General features: G+C 71.9%; 7 protein-coding genes. 3 read left to right on the top strand and 4 right to left on the bottom strand.

Annotation, left to right across the window (positions count from 1 at the left end):
• Positions 1–3: 3 nt before the first annotated feature.
• Together BM004_RS00120 and BM004_RS00115 are read right to left on the bottom strand one after the other, a co-directional pair.
• Positions 4–4,356, bottom strand: a complete 4,353-nt coding sequence (locus BM004_RS00120; protein WP_093210507.1) for an OmpA family protein — start codon at positions 4,354–4,356, stop codon at positions 4–6.
• The gene (locus BM004_RS00115) at positions 4,353–12,425 is read right to left on the bottom strand and encodes an SdrD B-like domain-containing protein (protein ID WP_093210505.1); all 8,073 of its coding nucleotides are present in this window, start codon (positions 12,423–12,425) and stop codon (positions 4,353–4,355) included. Before BM004_RS00115 ends, BM004_RS00120 begins: the two co-directional genes overlap by 4 nt.
• 224 nt (positions 12,426–12,649) lie before the next feature.
• On the opposite strand from BM004_RS00115, the gene BM004_RS00110 reads away from it, so the two are divergent.
• The 3 genes from BM004_RS00110 to BM004_RS00100 all read left to right on the top strand — a co-directional run bounded on the left by BM004_RS00110 (position 12,650) and on the right by BM004_RS00100 (position 16,370).
• A complete protein-coding gene (locus BM004_RS00110) occupies positions 12,650–13,525 on the top strand; it encodes a response regulator transcription factor (RefSeq protein ID WP_093210503.1) in 876 nt (291 codons plus the stop codon).
• A gap of 7 nt (positions 13,526–13,532) precedes the next feature.
• A complete protein-coding gene (locus BM004_RS00105; RefSeq protein ID WP_177206278.1) occupies positions 13,533–15,842 on the top strand; it encodes a sensor histidine kinase in 2,310 nt (769 codons plus the stop codon).
• 120 nt (positions 15,843–15,962) lie between these two features.
• Complete coding sequence (locus tag BM004_RS00100) at positions 15,963–16,370, top strand: PaaI family thioesterase (protein ID WP_093126696.1); 408 nt, start codon at positions 15,963–15,965, stop codon at positions 16,368–16,370.
• Here BM004_RS00100 and BM004_RS00095 read toward each other — a convergent pair.
• Entirely contained in the window at positions 16,336–17,394 is a 1,059-nt protein-coding gene (locus BM004_RS00095; protein ID WP_177206276.1) for a lysylphosphatidylglycerol synthase domain-containing protein, read from the bottom strand. The two genes, BM004_RS00100 and BM004_RS00095, sit on opposite strands and share 35 nt — an antisense overlap.
• A 10-nt stretch (positions 17,395–17,404) precedes the next feature.
• On the bottom strand, positions 17,405–17,650 hold the full coding sequence (locus BM004_RS00090) for a hypothetical protein (RefSeq protein ID WP_093211923.1): 246 nt from the start codon (positions 17,648–17,650) through the stop codon (positions 17,405–17,407).
• Between the last annotated feature and the right edge of the window lie 12 nt (positions 17,651–17,662).

The raw sequence follows: 17,662 nt of genomic DNA, 5'->3' as shown, positions 1-17,662 counted from the left end.
TCGTCAGAACTTGCCGAGCACGTTCAGGAACCACCCCTTGCTGCGGTAGCTCATGTCGGTGAGGTTGTCGGAGTAGTCGGTGAAGTTGTAGCCCACGCCCACCTTCAGGTTCTCGTTGACGTGGTAGTACGCGGCGGTGACCCAGCCGTTCTTGCGGTCCTGCAGCTCCCTGGCGCGCAGCGAACGCCACTCGACCATCCAGTCCCAGTTGCGCACCAGCTTCCAGTCGACGCGCAGCACCGCGAGCTCGGCCGAGCTCTTGAACCACGGCGACGAGTTGTCGCGGCTCGCGCGCAGTTCGCCGCGGCGCCAGGCGTACTTGCCGCCCAGCGTCCAGCGCTCGTTCAGGTCCCAGGTGGCGTCGATGGCGAACACATGGCTGCGCTGCTGGTAGTCGATGCCGGTGGTGGACACGGTGCCCAGCGTGGAGTCGACGCCGCCCGACACCACCTGGCCCGGCGACGACAGGTCGTACAGGTAGGTGTACTTGAACAGCAGGTTCAGCCGGTCGTCCAGCGCGGGGCGCAGCGCGTAGCCGATCATGGCCTCGGTGTACTTGGCCGCGGCCAGCGTGCCGGTGGTGCTGTCGCTGTCGGCCCAGTTGAACTTGCCGACCCAGCGCGCGTCGTTGTCCACCTTCCAGCTGAAGGAGTTCTTCACGAGCCAGCTGGTGCGCGTCTCGCTCGCGGTGGCGTCCTTGCGGTACTCCAGGCCGCCGCTGTACTTCAGGCGCTCGCTCGAATAGCCGGTGGTGAAGGCCACGGCCTGGCGGCGCGTGGCGCCCAGCGTCTCGGCGCCGATCCAGCCGTTCTCGAAGTTCACGCCGAAGGTCCAGCGCGTGTCGGGCGCGTACTGCACGCCGTAGGCATGCGTGAGGCCGGGCTGCGTGCCGGTGGCCTGGCGGTGCTCGGTGAACAGCGTGAGGCCGTCGCCCACGCGCGAGCGCACGCCCGTCACCAGCGAGCCGCCGCGGCCGATGAGGTTCTCGTCGGTGCGGCCGGTGTCGGCCACGTAGGTCATGTAGACGCTGGAGCGGTCGTCGTACTGGTAGTCGACGCCGGCCTTGCCGGCAAAGCCGCCGTCGCCGGTGGACACCTCGCCGCGCAGCGCGAGCTTGTCGTTGACGCGGTAGCGCCCGCCGATGCCGAGACGGTCGTTCTCCAGCCGCGTGCCGGTGCGCCGCAGCGTCTTCTGCGCGAAGCCGTAGGCGCTCCAGGTGTCGCTGCCGGTGTACTCCAGCTGCACGGCCGCGTCGGCGCGCTCGCCCGACACGGCCTGCGTGGTGGGCAGCGACGGGCTGGTGATGAGCGCGTCGCCGGTCTTGTCGTCGTAGCGCATGCCCAGGCCGAGCTTCCAGTCCGGCGACAGCGCTACGGCGTACTGCGCGTCGAGCACACTGCTGTTGTAGCCGTTGCGCTCGTCGCGGCGGTCGGCCTTCAGGCGCAGCTCGCCACCCTCGCCCTTCTCGCCGAAAGGCACCGTGGCCTGCACGCCCACCTGGCGCGTGGCGTTGCTCGCGTACTGGCCGGGCGCGGAGAAGCCCGCGTCGCGCGACTGCGCATAGGCGCTCACGCGCCCGCCGCCGCGGATCTCGTAGTCGCCCAGGTCGGCCTGGCCTTCGAGGCGCCACGCGTTGGCGTTGCCCGTGGGGCCATTGCCGAGCGAGTTGCCGAGCGACCCGTTGCGTCCCGTGAAGCTGAAGCCCCCGTCCAGCGAATCCAGCTGGCTCGTGCCCGGGCCCTTGCTGCGCGCGAACTCGCCCTTGACATAGGTGTTCTCGGTCTTGCGCAGCGTGATGTCGGCGCCGGCCAGGCGCTGGTCGCCGCCGATCTGGTCCTGGCGCGATGCGGTCACGCCCACGCCCACGTGGTCGTTGGCCCACCACGACACGCGCCCGCCCACCGCGAGCGTGTCCAGCGTGGTGGCCAGCGGCGTGTATTCGTAGTCCACCACCAGGTAGGTCGGCATGCCGGTGAAGCCGCCGGCGCGCACCAGCGAACCGTCGTCCGACAGGCTGGGCAGCGGCGCGGACAGCAGCACGCGGCCCTGCAGGTAGTCGATCTCGTAGTCGGAGCTGGGCACGAGCTGCGTGCGCTTGAGCACGAAGCCCGAGTCGCGGTCGCGGATCTCCAGCGTCACGCGCTCGGCGCCGCGCGTGATGTCCTGGTTGCGCAGGTAGTACAGCGAGCCGCCGGTGCCGCGGAACTCCTCGCGCGCGGCCAGCGTGCCGGGCTCGGCCGCGAAGGCGTCGATCTTCAGGCGCGCCTCGCCGAAGGCGGTCGACTCCTCGCCCAGGTAGCGGCCGTGAAAGCCGTAGAGGCCGCGGCTCACGCGGGTGAGCTCGGTGTCGCCGAAGTTGAGCTTGAAGTTGCCCCACATGGCCTGCGAGCGGCCGTCGTCCACGCGCAGGTAGAAGCGGCCCTGCGTGGGCGCGTCCTCGACGGTGGTGGAGTCGTCGCCGAAGGTGCTCCACGAGTCCTCGGGGTCGAAGCGGCGGAACAGCGAGGTCGGGTCCTTGCGGTCGAGGTTGCGAAACAGCTCCTTCAGCGGCCGCTCTTCGGTGTCGACGCTGGCGGTGAGCGTCCAGCGGTCGTTGAGCTGGCCCTTGGCGTAGCCGGCGATGCGGCCTTCGCTCCAGCCGCCACCGCCGTAGCGGTTCTTGTCGTTGGTCATGATCGCGGCCGGGCCGCTCACGCTGTTGCTGCCCACCGTGAGGTCGGCCTGGCCCACGAAGAACCAGTCGCTGGCGGGCAGCTCGAAGTCGCGGCGGTAGGCGCGCGTGGCGCCCTGCGCGTCGGTGACGGCGATCTCGCCGGTCTGCACGCGGCGCGGCACCAGCTGCTGGAACACGAAGCGGCCGTTCTCGTCCACCGGCACCGCGAAGCCGAGCGCGCGCACGCTTTCGCCGGGGCGGATGGCCGCGCCGCTGGCGGTGACGGTGCCGGCGCTCAACGGGATGTTGGCAATGGCGATGTTGTTGTTGCCGTAGCCGCGCAGCAGTTCGCGCGCGGGGTCGATCGGCGTGCCGGTCTCGGGCTTGTGGCGCTTGGCCAGCGTGAGCGAGAGGTCGTCGGTTTCGTCGAAGCGGCCCTGGCGGTCGTACACGCGCACGCGGTAGTACAGCTTGCCCGTGGCCGCCTCGGCGAGGCGATCCGCCAGCCCCGCGGGCACCTGCCACTCGCCACGCAGGCCGGCGTCCAGCGGCACGGTGGCCAGCAGGCGGCGCTGCATCACGTCGTTGGCGGTGTACACGCGCAGCTCGGCCTTCGAGGTGAACAGCAGGTAGTTGCTGTAGCCGGCGAAGCGCACGGTGTCGCCGGCCACCACGGTGGTGGGCCAGGCGCTGGCGCTCAGGCGGCGCGGCTGCGAGAGGTTGTCGTACTGCAGGCGAAGCTGGTTGCGCTCGAGTTGCACGTCGACACAGCGCTGGCGGTCGGCGCTGGCGGTGCCGGTGGTGCCGGTGGTGCCGGCTGTGCTGGTGCCGGTCAGCAGCTCGCCGTCCACGCTCAGGCGCAGCGGCGCATCGTCGGTGCCGAAGGCGGTGAAGGTGCGGCAGATGCCGGGGTCGGCCGGCGCCGTGGCGGCGGCGGCCATGGCAGCGGGTGCATCGCGCCAGTACACGCGCACTTCCACGCGCCGGTTGGCGGCCCAGTTGGAGGGGTCGACGGCGGGCACGGCCACGGGCGCGTCGGGGCCGCGCGAGGTGGCGGAGGCGGCCGCTTCGTCCAGGCCCAGGCGCTGGGTGAGGTAGCGCGCGGCCTGCTGCGCGCGGGCCAGGCCCAGCGCGTGGTTGTCGGCGAAGCGCTCGCGCGACTTCGCGCCCAGCGGCTGCGCGTCGGTGTGGCCGACGATCTCGAAGCGCAGGCCGTCGCGGCCCTTCACCTGCGCGGCGATGCGCTCGAGCTGCGCGCGGTCGGCGGGCGCGAGGCTGTCGGCGCCGGAATCGAAATGCGGCGTGCCGGTGTCGCTGCGCTCGGCGGACGACGCAGCGGCGGCGACCGGTGCGGCGGCTGTAGCGGGTGCGGCAGCCGGTGGTGCGGGTGCGTCGCCGAGCACGAAGGTCGCCTTGGGCAGCTCGCGCTCGCTGCCGCGCGGCAGGTGGCGCGCGCCGTCGATCTCCACCGCGCGCGGGTCGGCGGCGGCGCGGTCGAGCATGCGCCCGCGCACGGCGCTTGCCTGTGCGCCATCGGTTGCAAGGTCCTGCGCGGCGGCCAGGCTCATGCCCAGGCAGGCGGCGGTGACGGCACCCGCCAGGGTCATGCGCTGGGGCAGCTTTCTTCTTCTCATGTCGGCTCGCTGGATCGGGTTCGGTGTGGAGGGGCGGGTCATGGCGGTGGTGCTGTGTCCTCGCGTCATGGCTTCACCTCCTCCGAAGCGGCCTGGGCGGGCACGAGTTCGACCTCGATGTCCAGGTTGAACAGCGGCGGCTCGTTGCGTCCGGCGCGCTGTTCGCCCAACTGCTTCCAGCGCGCGAGCACCGCGGCCTTCACCGCGTCGGTGCGCTGGCGGCCCAGCGACCCGGCCTCGCCGGCCGCGGCCTTGTAGGCCAGGCGCAGCACCGAGGTCTTCGCGGCCAGCACGGCGACCGTGCGATCGAGCTCGCCCACGAAGCCGGCGCTCAGCGTGGCGGCGCCTTCGTCGAAGGCCGCGCCCTGCAGCGCGAGGCGCACCACGCGGTGCACGGTGGCGCCGAAGTTGATCTTCAGCACCTTGCCGCGCGTGGCGCGCTCGGCCGCCGGGTTCTCGCTGGTGGTGCGGTAACCCGAGGGCAGCGTGCGCTCGTCGAGCTTGAGGACCAGGTTGCTGCCGGTGCCTTCCTTCGGAATGGCGGCGCAGGCGATGTGGTAGCGGCCTTCGGCGTCGGTGGTCGCCAGCACGCCGTTGACGGTGGCGATGCGCACGTTGGCCAGGCCCGGCTCGCCCTCGTCCTGGTAGCCGTTGGCGTTCCTGTCGTCGTAGGCCTTGCCGATCACGTCGGTGCAGTCGAACAGCGCGTCGGGCACCACGCGCACGGTGGCGGTGGCCAGGTTCGACAGCGTGCGGCCGCCCACGCCCTGCAGCGCGACGACCTGGTTGACGAACTCGCCCTCGCCCACGCCGACCCCCACGCCCGCGACCATCAGGTACTCCCTGGTCTCGTTGGGCGCGAAGTTCTGCCCGGGCACCACGAGCTGGCGCCCGCTGACCTGCGGCACCACCGGCAGCGCCGCGCCGCCGGGCAGCGTGCGCACGGTGAGCGAACCCTGGATGTAGCGGAAGCCCGGCGGCAGCGTGTCGACCACGGCCACGCCCGGCACGGCGTTGCCGCGCGTGTTGCGCGCCGTGATGCGGTACGGCAGCAGCTCGCCCTTCTTCACGGTCAGCTTGGAGGTGGTCTTGCGCAGCTCGATGAGCGTGGCGTCCGACGGGTCGAGCGGAATGTTGTTGGCCACCACGTGCTGGCCGCCGCCGCCCGGCATCTGGAACACCAGGTAGTAGCCCGCGCCCGGCACCAGGGCCGCGCCGGGGCTCACCACGCAGGGGTTGACCTGCGCGGGCGCCGGGCCGTTGGCGGGCGCCGCGCACGACTGCGTGCCCAGCGCGCCGGCCGCGGCCGGGTACATCGACGAAGGCAGGTAGGCGCCCGGCGGCGTGACGACCAGGCGGTACTCGCCGGCCGGTGCGCCCGGCAGCACGAAGAAGTCGTAATAGCCGCCGGGGCCGGTGGTGTAGCTGTCGCGCTTGTCCAGCAGGTGCTGCGCGGGGTCGAAGCCGCTCGGGCCGACCAGGCGCACCACGGCGCCGGGCACGGGCGTGCCGCTCACGCTGTCGTACACCACGCCGCCCGGGTCGTACGGCAGGTCCTGCTTCTGCACGTTGGCGCCCGCGTTCACGCGCACCTTGATGCTGAAGCGCGGGTCGCTCGCGGCCGGGGTCGGGTACGGGCCGCCGGCGCCGTTCTGCGCGGCGTCGGTCGGCCACACGCCGCCCACGGTGCGGCCGTCGGGCGAGCGGAAGCGCACGCGGTACTCGCCGGGCACGAGGTCGCCGAAGCGGTAGCTGCCGTCGGCGCCGGTGGTCACGGTGTAGAGCACGGTGGCCGCGGTTTCCGAGCAGGCGTTGCCGCCGTCGGCGCAGCGCAGCAGCTCCACGGTCCAGCCCTCGCCCTGGCCTTCGCCCGATTCGCGCGTGCGGTTGTGGTTCTGGTCGAACCACACGGTGCCGGTGAGCGAGGCGGGCTGGTTGCTGTGCTCGTTGAAGTCGTAGCCGGTGCCGTGCGCGTCCAGGCCGGTGAAGCTCACGCGGATCTGGTTCGGGCCGGCCGCCGTGCCGCCCAGCGTGCCGGGCACGGCGATGCCTTCGTCGTAGCCGGCGGGCTGCGTCTCGGTGAGCGTGTAGCCGCCGCTGCCGGGCAGGGGCAGGCCGGGCAGCTCGTAGCGGCCGTTGGCGTCGGTGACGGCGGTGCGCGTCACCGGCTGGCCCGCGGCGTCGGTGCCGGTGAGCGTGACGGTCACGCCCGCGATCGGCAGGTCCTGCGGCTCGCGCGTGCCGTTGCGGTTGGCGTCGTTGTAGACGGTGCCCGCCAGCGATGCGCCGCGTTCGCCGAAGTTGTAGTTGTCGCCGTTGCCGCCGCGGTAGGCGATGGCGCTGATGACGTCGTTGCCCAGCGTGCCGCTGGGCGCGCCGTCGAGCGTGCCCACGGCGTCGAGGCCGTCGGCGTAGGTGGCCGGTTGCGTCTCGCGCAGCGTGTAGCCCGCGGCGTCGGCCGGCAGCAAGCCGGTGAAGACGTAGCGGCCGCTGGCGTCGGTGACGGCAGTGGCGTTCACCACGAGGCCGCTGGCCGAGCGGCCGGTGAGCGTGACGCTCACGCCCGCGATGCCGGCCTCGGTGGCCTGGCGCACGCCGTCGTTGTTGGCGTCCACGTACACCCAGCCCGCGATCTGGCCGCCGCGCTCGCCGAAGTTGTAGTCGATGCCCGCTTCTTCCGACACCAGCGCGAGGCCGCCGAAGCGGTCGTTGGTGCCGCCGGGGTTGGCGCTGCCGCGCGGCGCGCCGCCCACGGTGCCCAGCGACTCGGGGCCGTCGGCCATGCCGGCGGGTTGCGTCTCGTCGATCTGGTAGGTGCCGGGGGTCAGCGTGTCGACCAGGTAGCGGCCGTCGGCGGCGGTCTGCACCGTGCGCGTGACGGCGTTGCCCAGGAAGTCGGTGCCGCTGACGCGCACGGTGGTGCCGCCGATGCCGGGCTCGCCGCTGTCGCGCGTGCCGTTGGACGGTGCCACGTCGGCGTACACGTAGCCCGAGAGGCTGGCCGGCTTCACAGCCGAGAAGTTGTTGCCGGTCGAGCCCGCGTCGGCCACGCCGGCGCCGAGCACGATGTCCCGGATCACGTTGGCGGTCGAGCCGTTGGGGCCGCTGCTCACGCCGGCGCCGGTGGTGGGCACGGTGCCGCGCACGCTGCCCGTGCCGGCGACGAGACCGGCGTGCGTGAGGCCGGGCTCGTAGCCCGCGGGCCGCGTCTCGGTCACGGTGTAGGTGCCCGCGCCGAGGTCCGCGAAGCTGTAGTTGCCGCTGGCGTCGGTGACGGTGGTGCGCGACACCGGCTGGTTGTTGATGTCGATGCCGGTGACGGTGATGGTCACGCCCGCGATGCCGGGCTCGGTGGCCGGTGCGCCCTGCGCGCCGTTGCCGTCGCGGTCGTAGTACACGCGCCCCGAGATGCCGGCGGGCAGCAGCTCGCCGAAGTAGTACTCGCCCTGCGTGAGCGGCACGCTGGTGGCCGAGACGGTCACGCCCGTGATGACGTTGCCGCCGCCCTGCGGCGTGCCCGGGTTGCCGTTGTTGTTGGCCTTGCCCGGCGCGTAGTTGGCCGGCTGGGTCTCGGTGATGGTGTAGCCGCCCGCGCCCGACGGGGGCACGTTGCGGAACTCGTAGCCGCCGGCCGTGCCGGTGGGCACCGCGACGATGTTCACCGCGTTGCCCGCGGCGTCGGTCCCCGTGAGGCGCAGCTCGACGTTGGGAATGCCGGTCTCGCCGGCCTGCGGAATGCCGTCGTTGTTGGGGTCGACGAACACGCGCACCGGAATGCGCGTGAGCAGCTCGCCGAAGTCGTAGCCGGTGGCGGCGACGTTGGACCGCAGCGCGATGGCGCTCACCACGTCGTTGGCCACGGTGCCGCCGGCGGTGCCGGCCGCGTCCGCGCCGTCGGCGAAGGCCGCGGGCTGTGTCTCGGTCAGCGTGTAGCTGCCGGGCACGAGGTTGCCGAAGGCGTAGTTGCCGGTGGCCGCGGCGGTGGTGGTGGTCAGCGACACCGGGTTGCCGAACATGTCGGTGCCGGTGAGCTTCACGGTCACGCCGGCGATGCCGGGGTCGCCCGCGCTGGCGGTGCCGTTGTAGTCGGCGTCCTGGTAGACGCGGCCGGCCAGGCTCGCGGCGCGCACTTCGCCGAAGTTGTTCGCCGGGGAGGTGCCGCCGGTGCCGAGCACGATGGCGTCGATGCGGTTGGCGTTGGAGCCGTTGGGCCCGTTCGACGTGCCGGGCGGCACGGCGCCGGGCGTGCTGCCCGCGCCAGTGACGGTGCCGGCGCGCGTGATGCCGGGCTGGTACGCGGCGGGCTGGTCTTCCACCACGCTGTAGGTGCCCGCGGGCACGGTGAAGCCCCAGTTGCCGTTGGCGTCGGTGGTGGTGACCATCGAGACCGCGTTGCCGACCGCATCGGTGCCGCTCAGGCGCAGGGTGACGCCGGCAATGCCGGGCTCGCCGGCCTCGATGGTGCCGTTGCCGTTCAGGTCTTCGTACACGCGCCCCGAGAGCGCGCTGTTCTGCACCACGACCTGGCCGTCGTTGAAGTTGTTGCCGCCGTCAGGGTCGGTGCCGCCGTTGGTGTCGGCCGAGCCGGTGGTGACGATGTGCGCGCGGTTGCTGAGCACGGTGCCGTTGGCCGGCGCGGCGCCGCTGAAGCGCACCGGGATGCGCACGGTGGCCGTGCCGTTGGCGGGCATCGAGGTGATGGCGCAACTCACGGCCGTGCCGCCGGCCGCGCCGGTGCAGGTGGGCGCGGTGGGCGTGAACACGCCGCCGGTCACGGTGAACACCGGCGGGCCGGCCAGCACCAGCGGCGAGGGCAGCGTGTCGGTGAAGGTGGTGGTCTCGGCGGGGTCGGGGCCGTTGTTGCGCAGCTGCACGAGCCAGTCGAAGGTCTGGGTCGTCGACACCGCGGCCAGCGGCGTGGTGGTTCCGCTCGACATGGCAGCCTTGCTGACCACCTGCACGTCGGCCTTGTAGCGGAACGTGGTGTTCTCGGCCACCGCGTTGTTGCCCTTGTTGACGTCGTAGTTGTCGCGCCCGTCGTCGAAGAAGTCGACCTTGGCGTTGTTCTGGAAGGTGCCGCGCGACACGCCCTTGAGCACCACGCGGAACTGCAGCGAGTTGAGGTCGCCGGTGGCCGTGGGGCCGGTGCCGCCCAGCGTCGGGATGGTGAACACGATCTGTCCGCCGGCCGAGCCGACGGCCGCGCCGCCGGCCAGCACGTAGGAGGTGCCCGCGGGCGCGGTCACCGACACCAGCGTGGGCGGGGCCTCGCCGCCGGCGAGCGCCAGTGGCAGCAGCTCGGTCATGCGCACGTCTTCCGCGGTCGACGCGCTGTTGTTCGACACCGTGACGGTGTAGCCGACGTCGTCGCCCACGTTCACCGGGTCGGTGTCGTCGTGCTTGGTGACGACCAGGTCGTACACGGGCGCGGTGACGGTCACCGGCGCGCTGGCGTCGTTGTTGGTCGTGTCGAGCTCGGGCGTGGCGGTGGCGACGTGCACGCCGTTGGTCACGCTGGCGCCGTTGAGCGCGTACAGCGGCCGCACGCGCACCGTGACGGTCTGCTGCACGTTGCGGTCGAGCGCGCCCCAGGTGCACGCGAGCTGGTTGTTGGTGATGCCGGTGCCGGTGGGCTGCGTGGTGCTGGGCGTGGTGGCGCAGACGCCGCCGTTGGAGGCCGTGGCCGAGATGAACATCAGGTTGGCCGGCAGCGTGTCGGTCACGCTCACGCCGTAGGCACGGCTCAGGCTCTGCGGCACGTTGCGGTTGATGGCCGTCAGCGTGTAGGTGAGCATCTGGCCGACCGGCACCGAGGCCGGGCTGGCCGTCTTGGTGACCGTCATGTCGGTGCGCGCCACCAGGTAGGCGGTGGTGCTGCCGTCGTTGTTGGCCAGGTTCGGGTCGGCCGGCGTGGCGGCCACGGCGCGCGCCGTGTTGCCGATCTGGAAGCCGTGGTCGGCGGCCGAGGCGCCGTCGCCGTAATGCCGGGCGACGACCTGGATCACCGGGCACAGCGGCAGCGCGCTGGCGGGGTCGGTGCTGGCGCGGCAGACCGGCAGCGTCGACAGCGTGCAGCCCGAGAGCGACGCCGCGCCGAAGCCGCCGCCGTTGGCCGGCAGCGCGCAGGTGCCGGAGAAGGTGCCGCCGTTGGGGGTCTGGGTGACGATGCCGGCGCCGATGACCTGGGCGAAGGCGTCCGTGACGGCCACGCTCTGCGCTTCGGACGGGCCGGTGTTGACGACCTCGATTTCCCAGGTGATGTTCTGGCCCGCGACCTGGCGGTTGCCGGTGGCGTCGCCGATGCCCACCACGCGCTTGAGCACCTTCACGTCGGCGGCGGTGGCGCCGTCGTTCGCGCCGGTGGCCAGGCTCACGCAGTCGTTGCCGGTGTTGGCGTCGGGGTCGGCGCCCAGGGTGGGCGCGCTCGCGGGCAGCGCCGCGTTCACGCACATGCTGTTGACGATCTGCCCGCCCGGCGGCGCGGCCGGAATGGTGGCGTTCACGACGATGTAGCCGCCGTTGCGCGCGGCGCTGCCGTTGGAGGTGTCCACGCCGATGTCGGCGGTGAGCGTGCGCGTGCAGGTCACGGTGGCGGGGCCGGGCACCGGCACGGCCACGCTCGGCACGACGGGTGCGCCGCCCTTGGTCACGACGCAGGTGTAGCCGTCGCGCTCGGTGACGCTGTTGATCTGCACGCCGGCCGGCAGGTCGTCGACCAGCTGCAGGGTGCTGCCGGCCAAGAGCCGCGTGCTGCCGAGGTTGGTGCTGCCGACCTGGTAGTCGAAGGCCTGGCCCAGCGGCACGTTGTTCTGCGGCCAGCTGCGGCGCTTGTCGGCGCGGAAGTCGGCGGCGGACACCGCCACGTCGGCCGGCACGCTGCCGGTGGCTGAACTGGCGATGGGGCCGGTGGCGCTCACCGTGGCCTGGTTGACGATGCCGGTGCCGGCGGTCATGGCGATCACCGGGATGCTGATGTCGCCGAGCGCCACGCTGGCGCCGCCGTTGCCGCCGATGTCGGCGCGCGTGCAGCTGACGATCTGGCCGCTGACCGAGCAGTTCCAGCCGCCGACCGGGGGAATCGGCGCCTGGATCGAGAAGTTGGCGGGGAGCGTGTCGCTCAGCGTGACGCCCGTGGGCGCGCTGCCGCTGAAGCTCGGGCTCAGCCGGAAGTTGAAGCGCTGGCCCACCAGCAGCTGGCCGCCGTCATGGCTCTTGGCGAGCGCGAGCACGTAGCCCGCGGTGACGCTGGTGTTGGCGGTGGCGCTGTTGTTGGTGGAGACGCCGTCGCCGATGGAACCCGCGGACGCCACGGCCGGCTGGTGCGTGATGGTGGAGCCCGCGCCCGCGGTGACCACGCCGTTGACGCTGAGCGTGCGGGTGCCGTTGACGGCGATGCTGGCCACGTCGCAGGTCAGCAGGCTGGCGCTGACCGAGCAGCCCGACGGCAGGCCCGTGCCCGCCACCGACAGGCCGGTGGGAATGGGATAGGTCAGCGTCGAGCCCGAGCTGGCGTCGGGGCCGTTGTTGGTGAGCGTGAAGACGATCGGCACGGTGGTGCCGCTCGGCGCGCTGGCCGGCGCGCTGATGGCCACGCCGATGTCGGCGCCCTGGTTCACGGTGATGGTCTTGGTCTCGCTGGAGCCGCCGCCGCTGGGCGTGGCCTTGACGCTCAGCGTGCCCTGCGTGGTGGTGCGCAGCAGCACCTCGAAGTTGCGCAACTGGTTGGCGGCGAGCGTGATGCCCGAGCAGGTGAGCATGCCCGGGCCGGCGCTGCCCGCGGTCACGGTCGACGAACAGCTGCCCACCGGCACCGCGCCGGTGCCCATGTAGATCGTGTTGACGGGGATCTCATAGGTGAAGGAGGCCCCCGGCGCGCCGATCGCCAGGCTGTCGGTCTCGGCGATGGTGACGGTGCTGGTCACCGTGCCGCCGGCGGGAAGGATGTCGGGGGCGTGCACCAGGCTGGACACCTGCGGCACCGCCTGCGCGGCGGCGGCGAACAGCAGGCCCGCCAGCGGCAGCGCCAGGCGGGACAGGCGCTGGCGCCAGCGATGAAGCGGCAACGACAGCGGCGCAGGGTTGGAAAGCAGGTCGCGTCGCGACGACGCGCCCGACAGATTCGATGGGGTCCTGGACATCCCGTCCCTCGTGATGGCTCTGATGGACCGGGCACCGTTTGTTCTGTCGCCACTGGCTGCGGCGGGGTGCTCCGGAAAGAGCGGGATTCTTGGACCTGCCTCGCATGCCGACTTTTGCCATTCCGGACAAAAGGTTTGCTTTAGATGACAATTGTTTACGAATGCAACGGAATGTGAACTTAATCACACTGTGTTTCGGCCATGCTCCCCTACGCTCGACCCCCATGTCCTACTGGTCGACCACGCCGCCCCGGCGCGCGCACATCCTCGTCATCGACGACAACATCGAAGAGCTGCAGTTGCTGCTCGGCGCGCTGCGCGACGCCGGCCACCGCATCAGCCTGGCGTTCGAAGCACTGCAGGGCTACCGCCGGGCGACGGCGCTGCTGCCCGACCTGGTGCTGCTGGACGTGCGCATGGGCGCCACCGACGGCTACGCGACCTGCCGGCTGCTGAAGGCCGACCCCGCGACGGCGCACATCCCGGTGATCTTCGTGACCTCGTCGAGTTCGGTGGAAGAGCGGCTCACCGGGCTGCGCGAAGGCGCGGTCGACTACATCCTGAAGCCCTTCGAGCCGGCGGAAGTGCTGGCGCGCGTGGCGGTGCACCTGGCGCTGGCGGGCAGCCGGCAGCAGGCCCGGGCCTGCATCGCGCAGGCGCAGACCGCGCTGGAGAACGCGAGGGGGGCAAGTGCAACGGATGCCGGCGCCGCGATCGTGAGCCACGCCGATCGCGTGCTCGCCCAGGCGGTCGAGCGCCAGGTGCGCGCCGACCTCGCGAACGTGCCCACCCTGCCCGCGCTGGCGGCGCGCGTGGGCACGCACGAGAAGCGGATGTCGCGCGTGTTCCGCGAACAGACCGGCCGCTCGGTGTTCGAGTTCGTGCGCGAGACGCGCCTGGCCGAAGCGCAGCGGCTGCTCGCGGGCTCGGCGCTGAGCGTGGAGGAAGTGGCGCTGGCGGTGGGCTTCTCCAGCGCGGCCAACTTCTCGACCGCCTTCCGCGAACGCTTCGGCCGCACGCCGACGGCGTACCGGCAGGCGCCGCATGCACCACGCGAGCCGCACTCTCGTTGTCCGCCACCGCCGATGGCACCGGCCTGACGCGGCGGTGACCGCCGCGGCCCTGCGCAGTTTCTGCGCCTTCATGCTGTGCGCTGCCTTCTGGCTGGCGGGCTCGCCCGCCGCGCGGGCCGCCACGCTGCATGTGAACGACGACACGCGCTGGCCGGTGGTGCTCGACACGCACGTGGAGGTGCTCGAGGACACCAGCGCGCAGCTGTCGCTCGAGGAGGTAGATGCCCTGGGCAGCGATGCGCCCGACAGCTTCCAGCCCGGCAACGCGGCCCGCATGCGCCCGGGTTCCTCGAAGTCGGTCTTCTGGCTGCGGCTTTCGCTGTCGAACGACACCGGCGCGGTCCAGCCGCTGCGGCTGGTGCTCGACGCCACCTGGCTGCAGCACGTGGACTTTCACGTGCGCAAAGAAGTGGACGGCCAGGCCGCGTGGACCCTCGAGCGGGCCGGCGTGTCGGTGCCGCTGCGCGCGGTGCGTGATCGCGTACCGACCCTGTCGCTCGACCTGCTGCCCGGCGAACAGGCGCGCGTGCTGGTGCGCGTGCAGACACGCAACAGCGTCAAGCTCGCGCCGGAACTGCACACGGCCGACAGCTGGCGCGAGAGCGAGAGCAGCCATGCGCTGCTCGACGGCCTGCTGGTGGGCTGCCTGCTGGTGTTCGCGGTGTACTCGCTGGCGCTGTGGTTCATCACCCGCACCGTGCCGATGGCGCTGCAGAGCCTGGGCTTCGCGTTCGTGGCGCTCTACGAGAGCGTCTACCGCGGCCATGCACGGCTGCTGCTGTGGCCCGACAGCGTCGAGTGGAGCTACCGCGCGGTCGGCGTCACCGCGGGCTGCTGCGTGCTCGCGCTGATGGCCCGCATGTACGCGGCGTCGCGGCGCGGCCCGGTGCGCGCGCCCGGCCTGCCCGTGCTCGTGCTGCTGGCCGCGCTGCACGGCGTTGCGGTGCTGGGCATGCTGTGGGGCCCGTACACGCCCTTCGCCAGGATCGGAGCGTGGAACGCGCCGCTGGCCATGATCGCGCTGACGATCAGCAGCTTCGTCTACATGCGGCGCGCGGGGCCGGGCGGCCGGCTGGCCTTCGGCGCGATGGGCATCGTCACCGTCGGCGTGTGCCTGCGGCTGGTCGAGGTCGCGATGCCGACGCTCATGGTGCCCGGCTTCGACGCCTATGCGCTCGGCTTCCCGGGCATGCTGGTGGGCCTGGTGGCGCTGTCCGCGTGGATGCACCACCTGTCGCGGCAGCGGCGCGCCGCGCAGCGCACGCTGGTGCACTGGCAGGCCGAGGAACAGCAGCGCCTGGAGGAGGAAGTGGCGCGCAAGACGCACGCGCTGAACGCCGCGCTCGAGCAGGCCGAACACCAGGCGCGCGAGCAGACGCGGCTCATGGCCTACATCAGCCATGACCTGCGCGCGCCGCTGTCGACCATCATCGGCAACGTGCGCCTGCTGCGCGACGACAACGCGCCGCCGCCCGAGCGGCTGCAGGCCATCGAGCGCAGCGTGGCCTACCAGCTCGCGCTGATCGACGACCTGCTGGACTACGCCAGGAGCGAGCTGCTGCCCTTCGCGGTGGAGCCCGTGCCGGTGCACCTGCGCGCGCTGATCGACGACATCGCCCAGTACGCAGAAACGCTCGCGCAGCGCCAGCACAACCGGTTCGAGCTCGACGTGCAGGACGCGCTGCCGGTCGGCGTGTACCTGGACAGCAAGCGCTTCCAGCAGGTGCTGCTGAACCTGCTGTCGAACGCCGCCAAGTTCACGCGCGACGGCAAGATCGGCCTGCGCGTGCAGGCGCGTCCGCGCGCGGATTCGTGGCGGCTGAAGTTCGAGGTGTGGGACAGCGGTGTCGGCATTGACGAGGAAGACCAGGCGCGCATCCTGCAGGCCTTCGCGCAGGGCGCGCCCAGTGCGCAGGGCAACGGGCTCGGGCTGGTGATTGCGCGCAGCATCGTGCAGCACATGGGCGGGCGGCTGCTGCTGGAGAGCCACCGCAACCTGGGCACGCGCGTGCGCTTCTCGGTGATCGTGAAAGACGCGCCGAAGGAGCTGTTGCCCGTTGCCGCAAGCCCGCCGCGCCCCAAGTCACCGATGACGCCGGTGGCGGCGCCCCGCACGCGCCGCGCGCCGCCGCCCGCGATTGCGCCGCTGCCCGCCGAGGTGCGCGACGAACTCGAGATGCTCGCGCGCGACGGCCGCTGGAGCGACCTGCACGAATGGGCCGACCGCCTGGCGGCCGACACGCGGCATGCGGCGCTGGTCGACGCGGTGCGCCAGGCGCTGGAGCTGCTGGACTTCGAGCACATCCGGCTGCTGGCGCGTGCGACGCCGAACGCGCGTCAGTGATGCGCTGGTGCTTTCTGCGGCCATGACGCGCCGGTGCCTTGGTCGTCAATGACGCCGCGGTGCTTTGCCTGCGCGCAGGGCTCTGTTTAGTATCGAAGCCCCGATCACGAGGAGACACCCATGCACGACATCGCCGCGCTCCAGACGCTGCTCGATACGCTGTTCCCCGGACTGATGGGCGTGAAGCTCGCCGAGCTCGCGCCCGACCGCGTGGTCGCGCGGATGGAAGTGCGCGCCGACCTGTGCACGGCCGGCGGCATCCTGCACGGCGGGGCGTACATGGCCTTCGCCGACACGCTCGGCGCCGTCGGCACCATCGTCAACCTCGGCGAAGGCCAGCGCACGACGACCACCGACTCGAGCACCAAGTTCATCGCGGGCGCGAAGCTCGGCAGCACGGTGACGGGCACCTGCGTGGCGCTGCACCGCGGCCGCACCACGCACGTGTGGCAGACCTCGGTCACCAATGCCGAGGGCAAGCTGTGCGCGGTGGTCACGCAGACGCAGCTGGTGCTTCAGGCGGCCTGACGCCCTCTTCCTTTTTCTCGTCCTCTTTTTCGCTCTCGCCGGGGTGGGTCGATGCATAACGTTCGAGAAACAGATACAGCACCACCCCGCCGGCCAGCGGCAACAGGTAGTACAGCGCGCGGTACGCGAGCACCGCGCCCATCAGCGCGCCCTGCTTCACCGTGCCCGACAGCAGCGCGAGGTACACCGCCTCGAGCACGCCCAGGCCGGCCGGGATCGGCGTGATCACGCCGACGATGGAAGCGGCGAGCAACACGCTCAGCGTGGTGGCGTACGGCACCTTCTGGCCCAGCAGCAGGTACATGGCGGTGCCCATCAAGGCCCAGTTGGCGGTGGACAGCGCGAGTTGCGTCACGGCGATGCGCGCGTTGGGCAAACGGAGCCGCTTGCCCCTGAACGCCCATTCGCGCTTGCGCGAGACCGCGCATGCCGCCACATAGCCCAGCGCCAGCAGGATCATCGCCACGCCGAGCGCGCGCAACGCGCCCTGCCCGATGTGCGCCTGGCGCGGCGGCTCGATCACGCCGGCCGCGAACAGGCCGCCGGCCAGCAGGCCGTAGCCCAGCCAGTTGGTGAGCAGGCTGAGGCCGACCACCTGTGCGACCGTCGCGTCGTCGAGGCCGGCGCGCGCGTACAGGCGCGCACGCATCGCGATGCCGCCCACGAGCGAACCGAGGTTGAGGTTGAACGCGTAGCTGGTGACGGCGATGGCCCACGTGCGCCACCATGGCAGGCGGTGGCGCAGGTGGCGCCGGCCGATCAGGTCGAAGCAGCCGTACAGCGCGTGGCTCGCGGTGGCGAGGCCCAGCACCGCGAGCAGCAGCCACGGCGAGTAGCGCTGCAGCGCCTGCCACGCGCCGGCCCAGTCGACCTTGTGCGCGTGCGACAGCAGCAGGCCCAGCACGGCGACGCCGAGCAGGGGAAGCACCCATCGGCGGCAGCGCTGCCAGAGCGATGCGTGCGCGCCGGCGTTGTCGGCCGGCATCGAAACGGGGGGCGCCGCCTGGGCGGCCTGGAGGCTCATGACGGCGGCTTCAGGCCGGGTCCTGCTTGCCGCCTTGTTTTTCGGGTTGCCTGTCGGATTTCTCGGAATTCCCGGATTTGCCGGACTTCTCGGGCGTCTTGTGCTCGGCCTCACCCTCGTCGTGGAGCTTGCGATTGGCCACGTCCTTCATCAGGCGCTCGCCCTCGGTGTCCCGGCCGTCGCTGGGCACGGACTCTTCCTGCGTGACTTCGGGTTCTTCGTGCGTGGATGGCTTGGCGGGGGTCGGCTGGGACATGGGCGGCTCCTC

Origin of the sequence: Variovorax sp. OK212 (assembly GCF_900112425.1) — a bacterium.
Classification (GTDB): Bacteria; Pseudomonadota; Gammaproteobacteria; order Burkholderiales; family Burkholderiaceae_C; genus Variovorax.
Note: the sequence above shows the minus strand (reverse complement) of the source record. Positions and strands in the feature narration are given on the sequence as shown.

Excerpts from the sequence above, each read along its gene's own strand:
- BM004_RS00090 (WP_093211923.1), bottom strand. The coding sequence starts at position 17,650 with ATGTCCCAGCCGACCCCCGCCAAGCCATCCACGCACGAAGAACCCGAA.
- BM004_RS00110 (WP_093210503.1), top strand. The coding sequence starts at position 12,650 with ATGTCCTACTGGTCGACCACGCCGCCCCGGCGCGCGCACATCCTCGTC.
- BM004_RS00100 (WP_093126696.1), top strand. The coding sequence starts at position 15,963 with ATGCACGACATCGCCGCGCTCCAGACGCTGCTCGATACGCTGTTCCCC.
- BM004_RS00095 (WP_177206276.1), bottom strand. The coding sequence starts at position 17,394 with ATGAGCCTCCAGGCCGCCCAGGCGGCGCCCCCCGTTTCGATGCCGGCC.
- BM004_RS00115 (WP_093210505.1), bottom strand. The coding sequence starts at position 12,425 with ATGTCCAGGACCCCATCGAATCTGTCGGGCGCGTCGTCGCGACGCGAC.
- BM004_RS00120 (WP_093210507.1), bottom strand. The coding sequence starts at position 4,356 with ATGACGCGAGGACACAGCACCACCGCCATGACCCGCCCCTCCACACCG.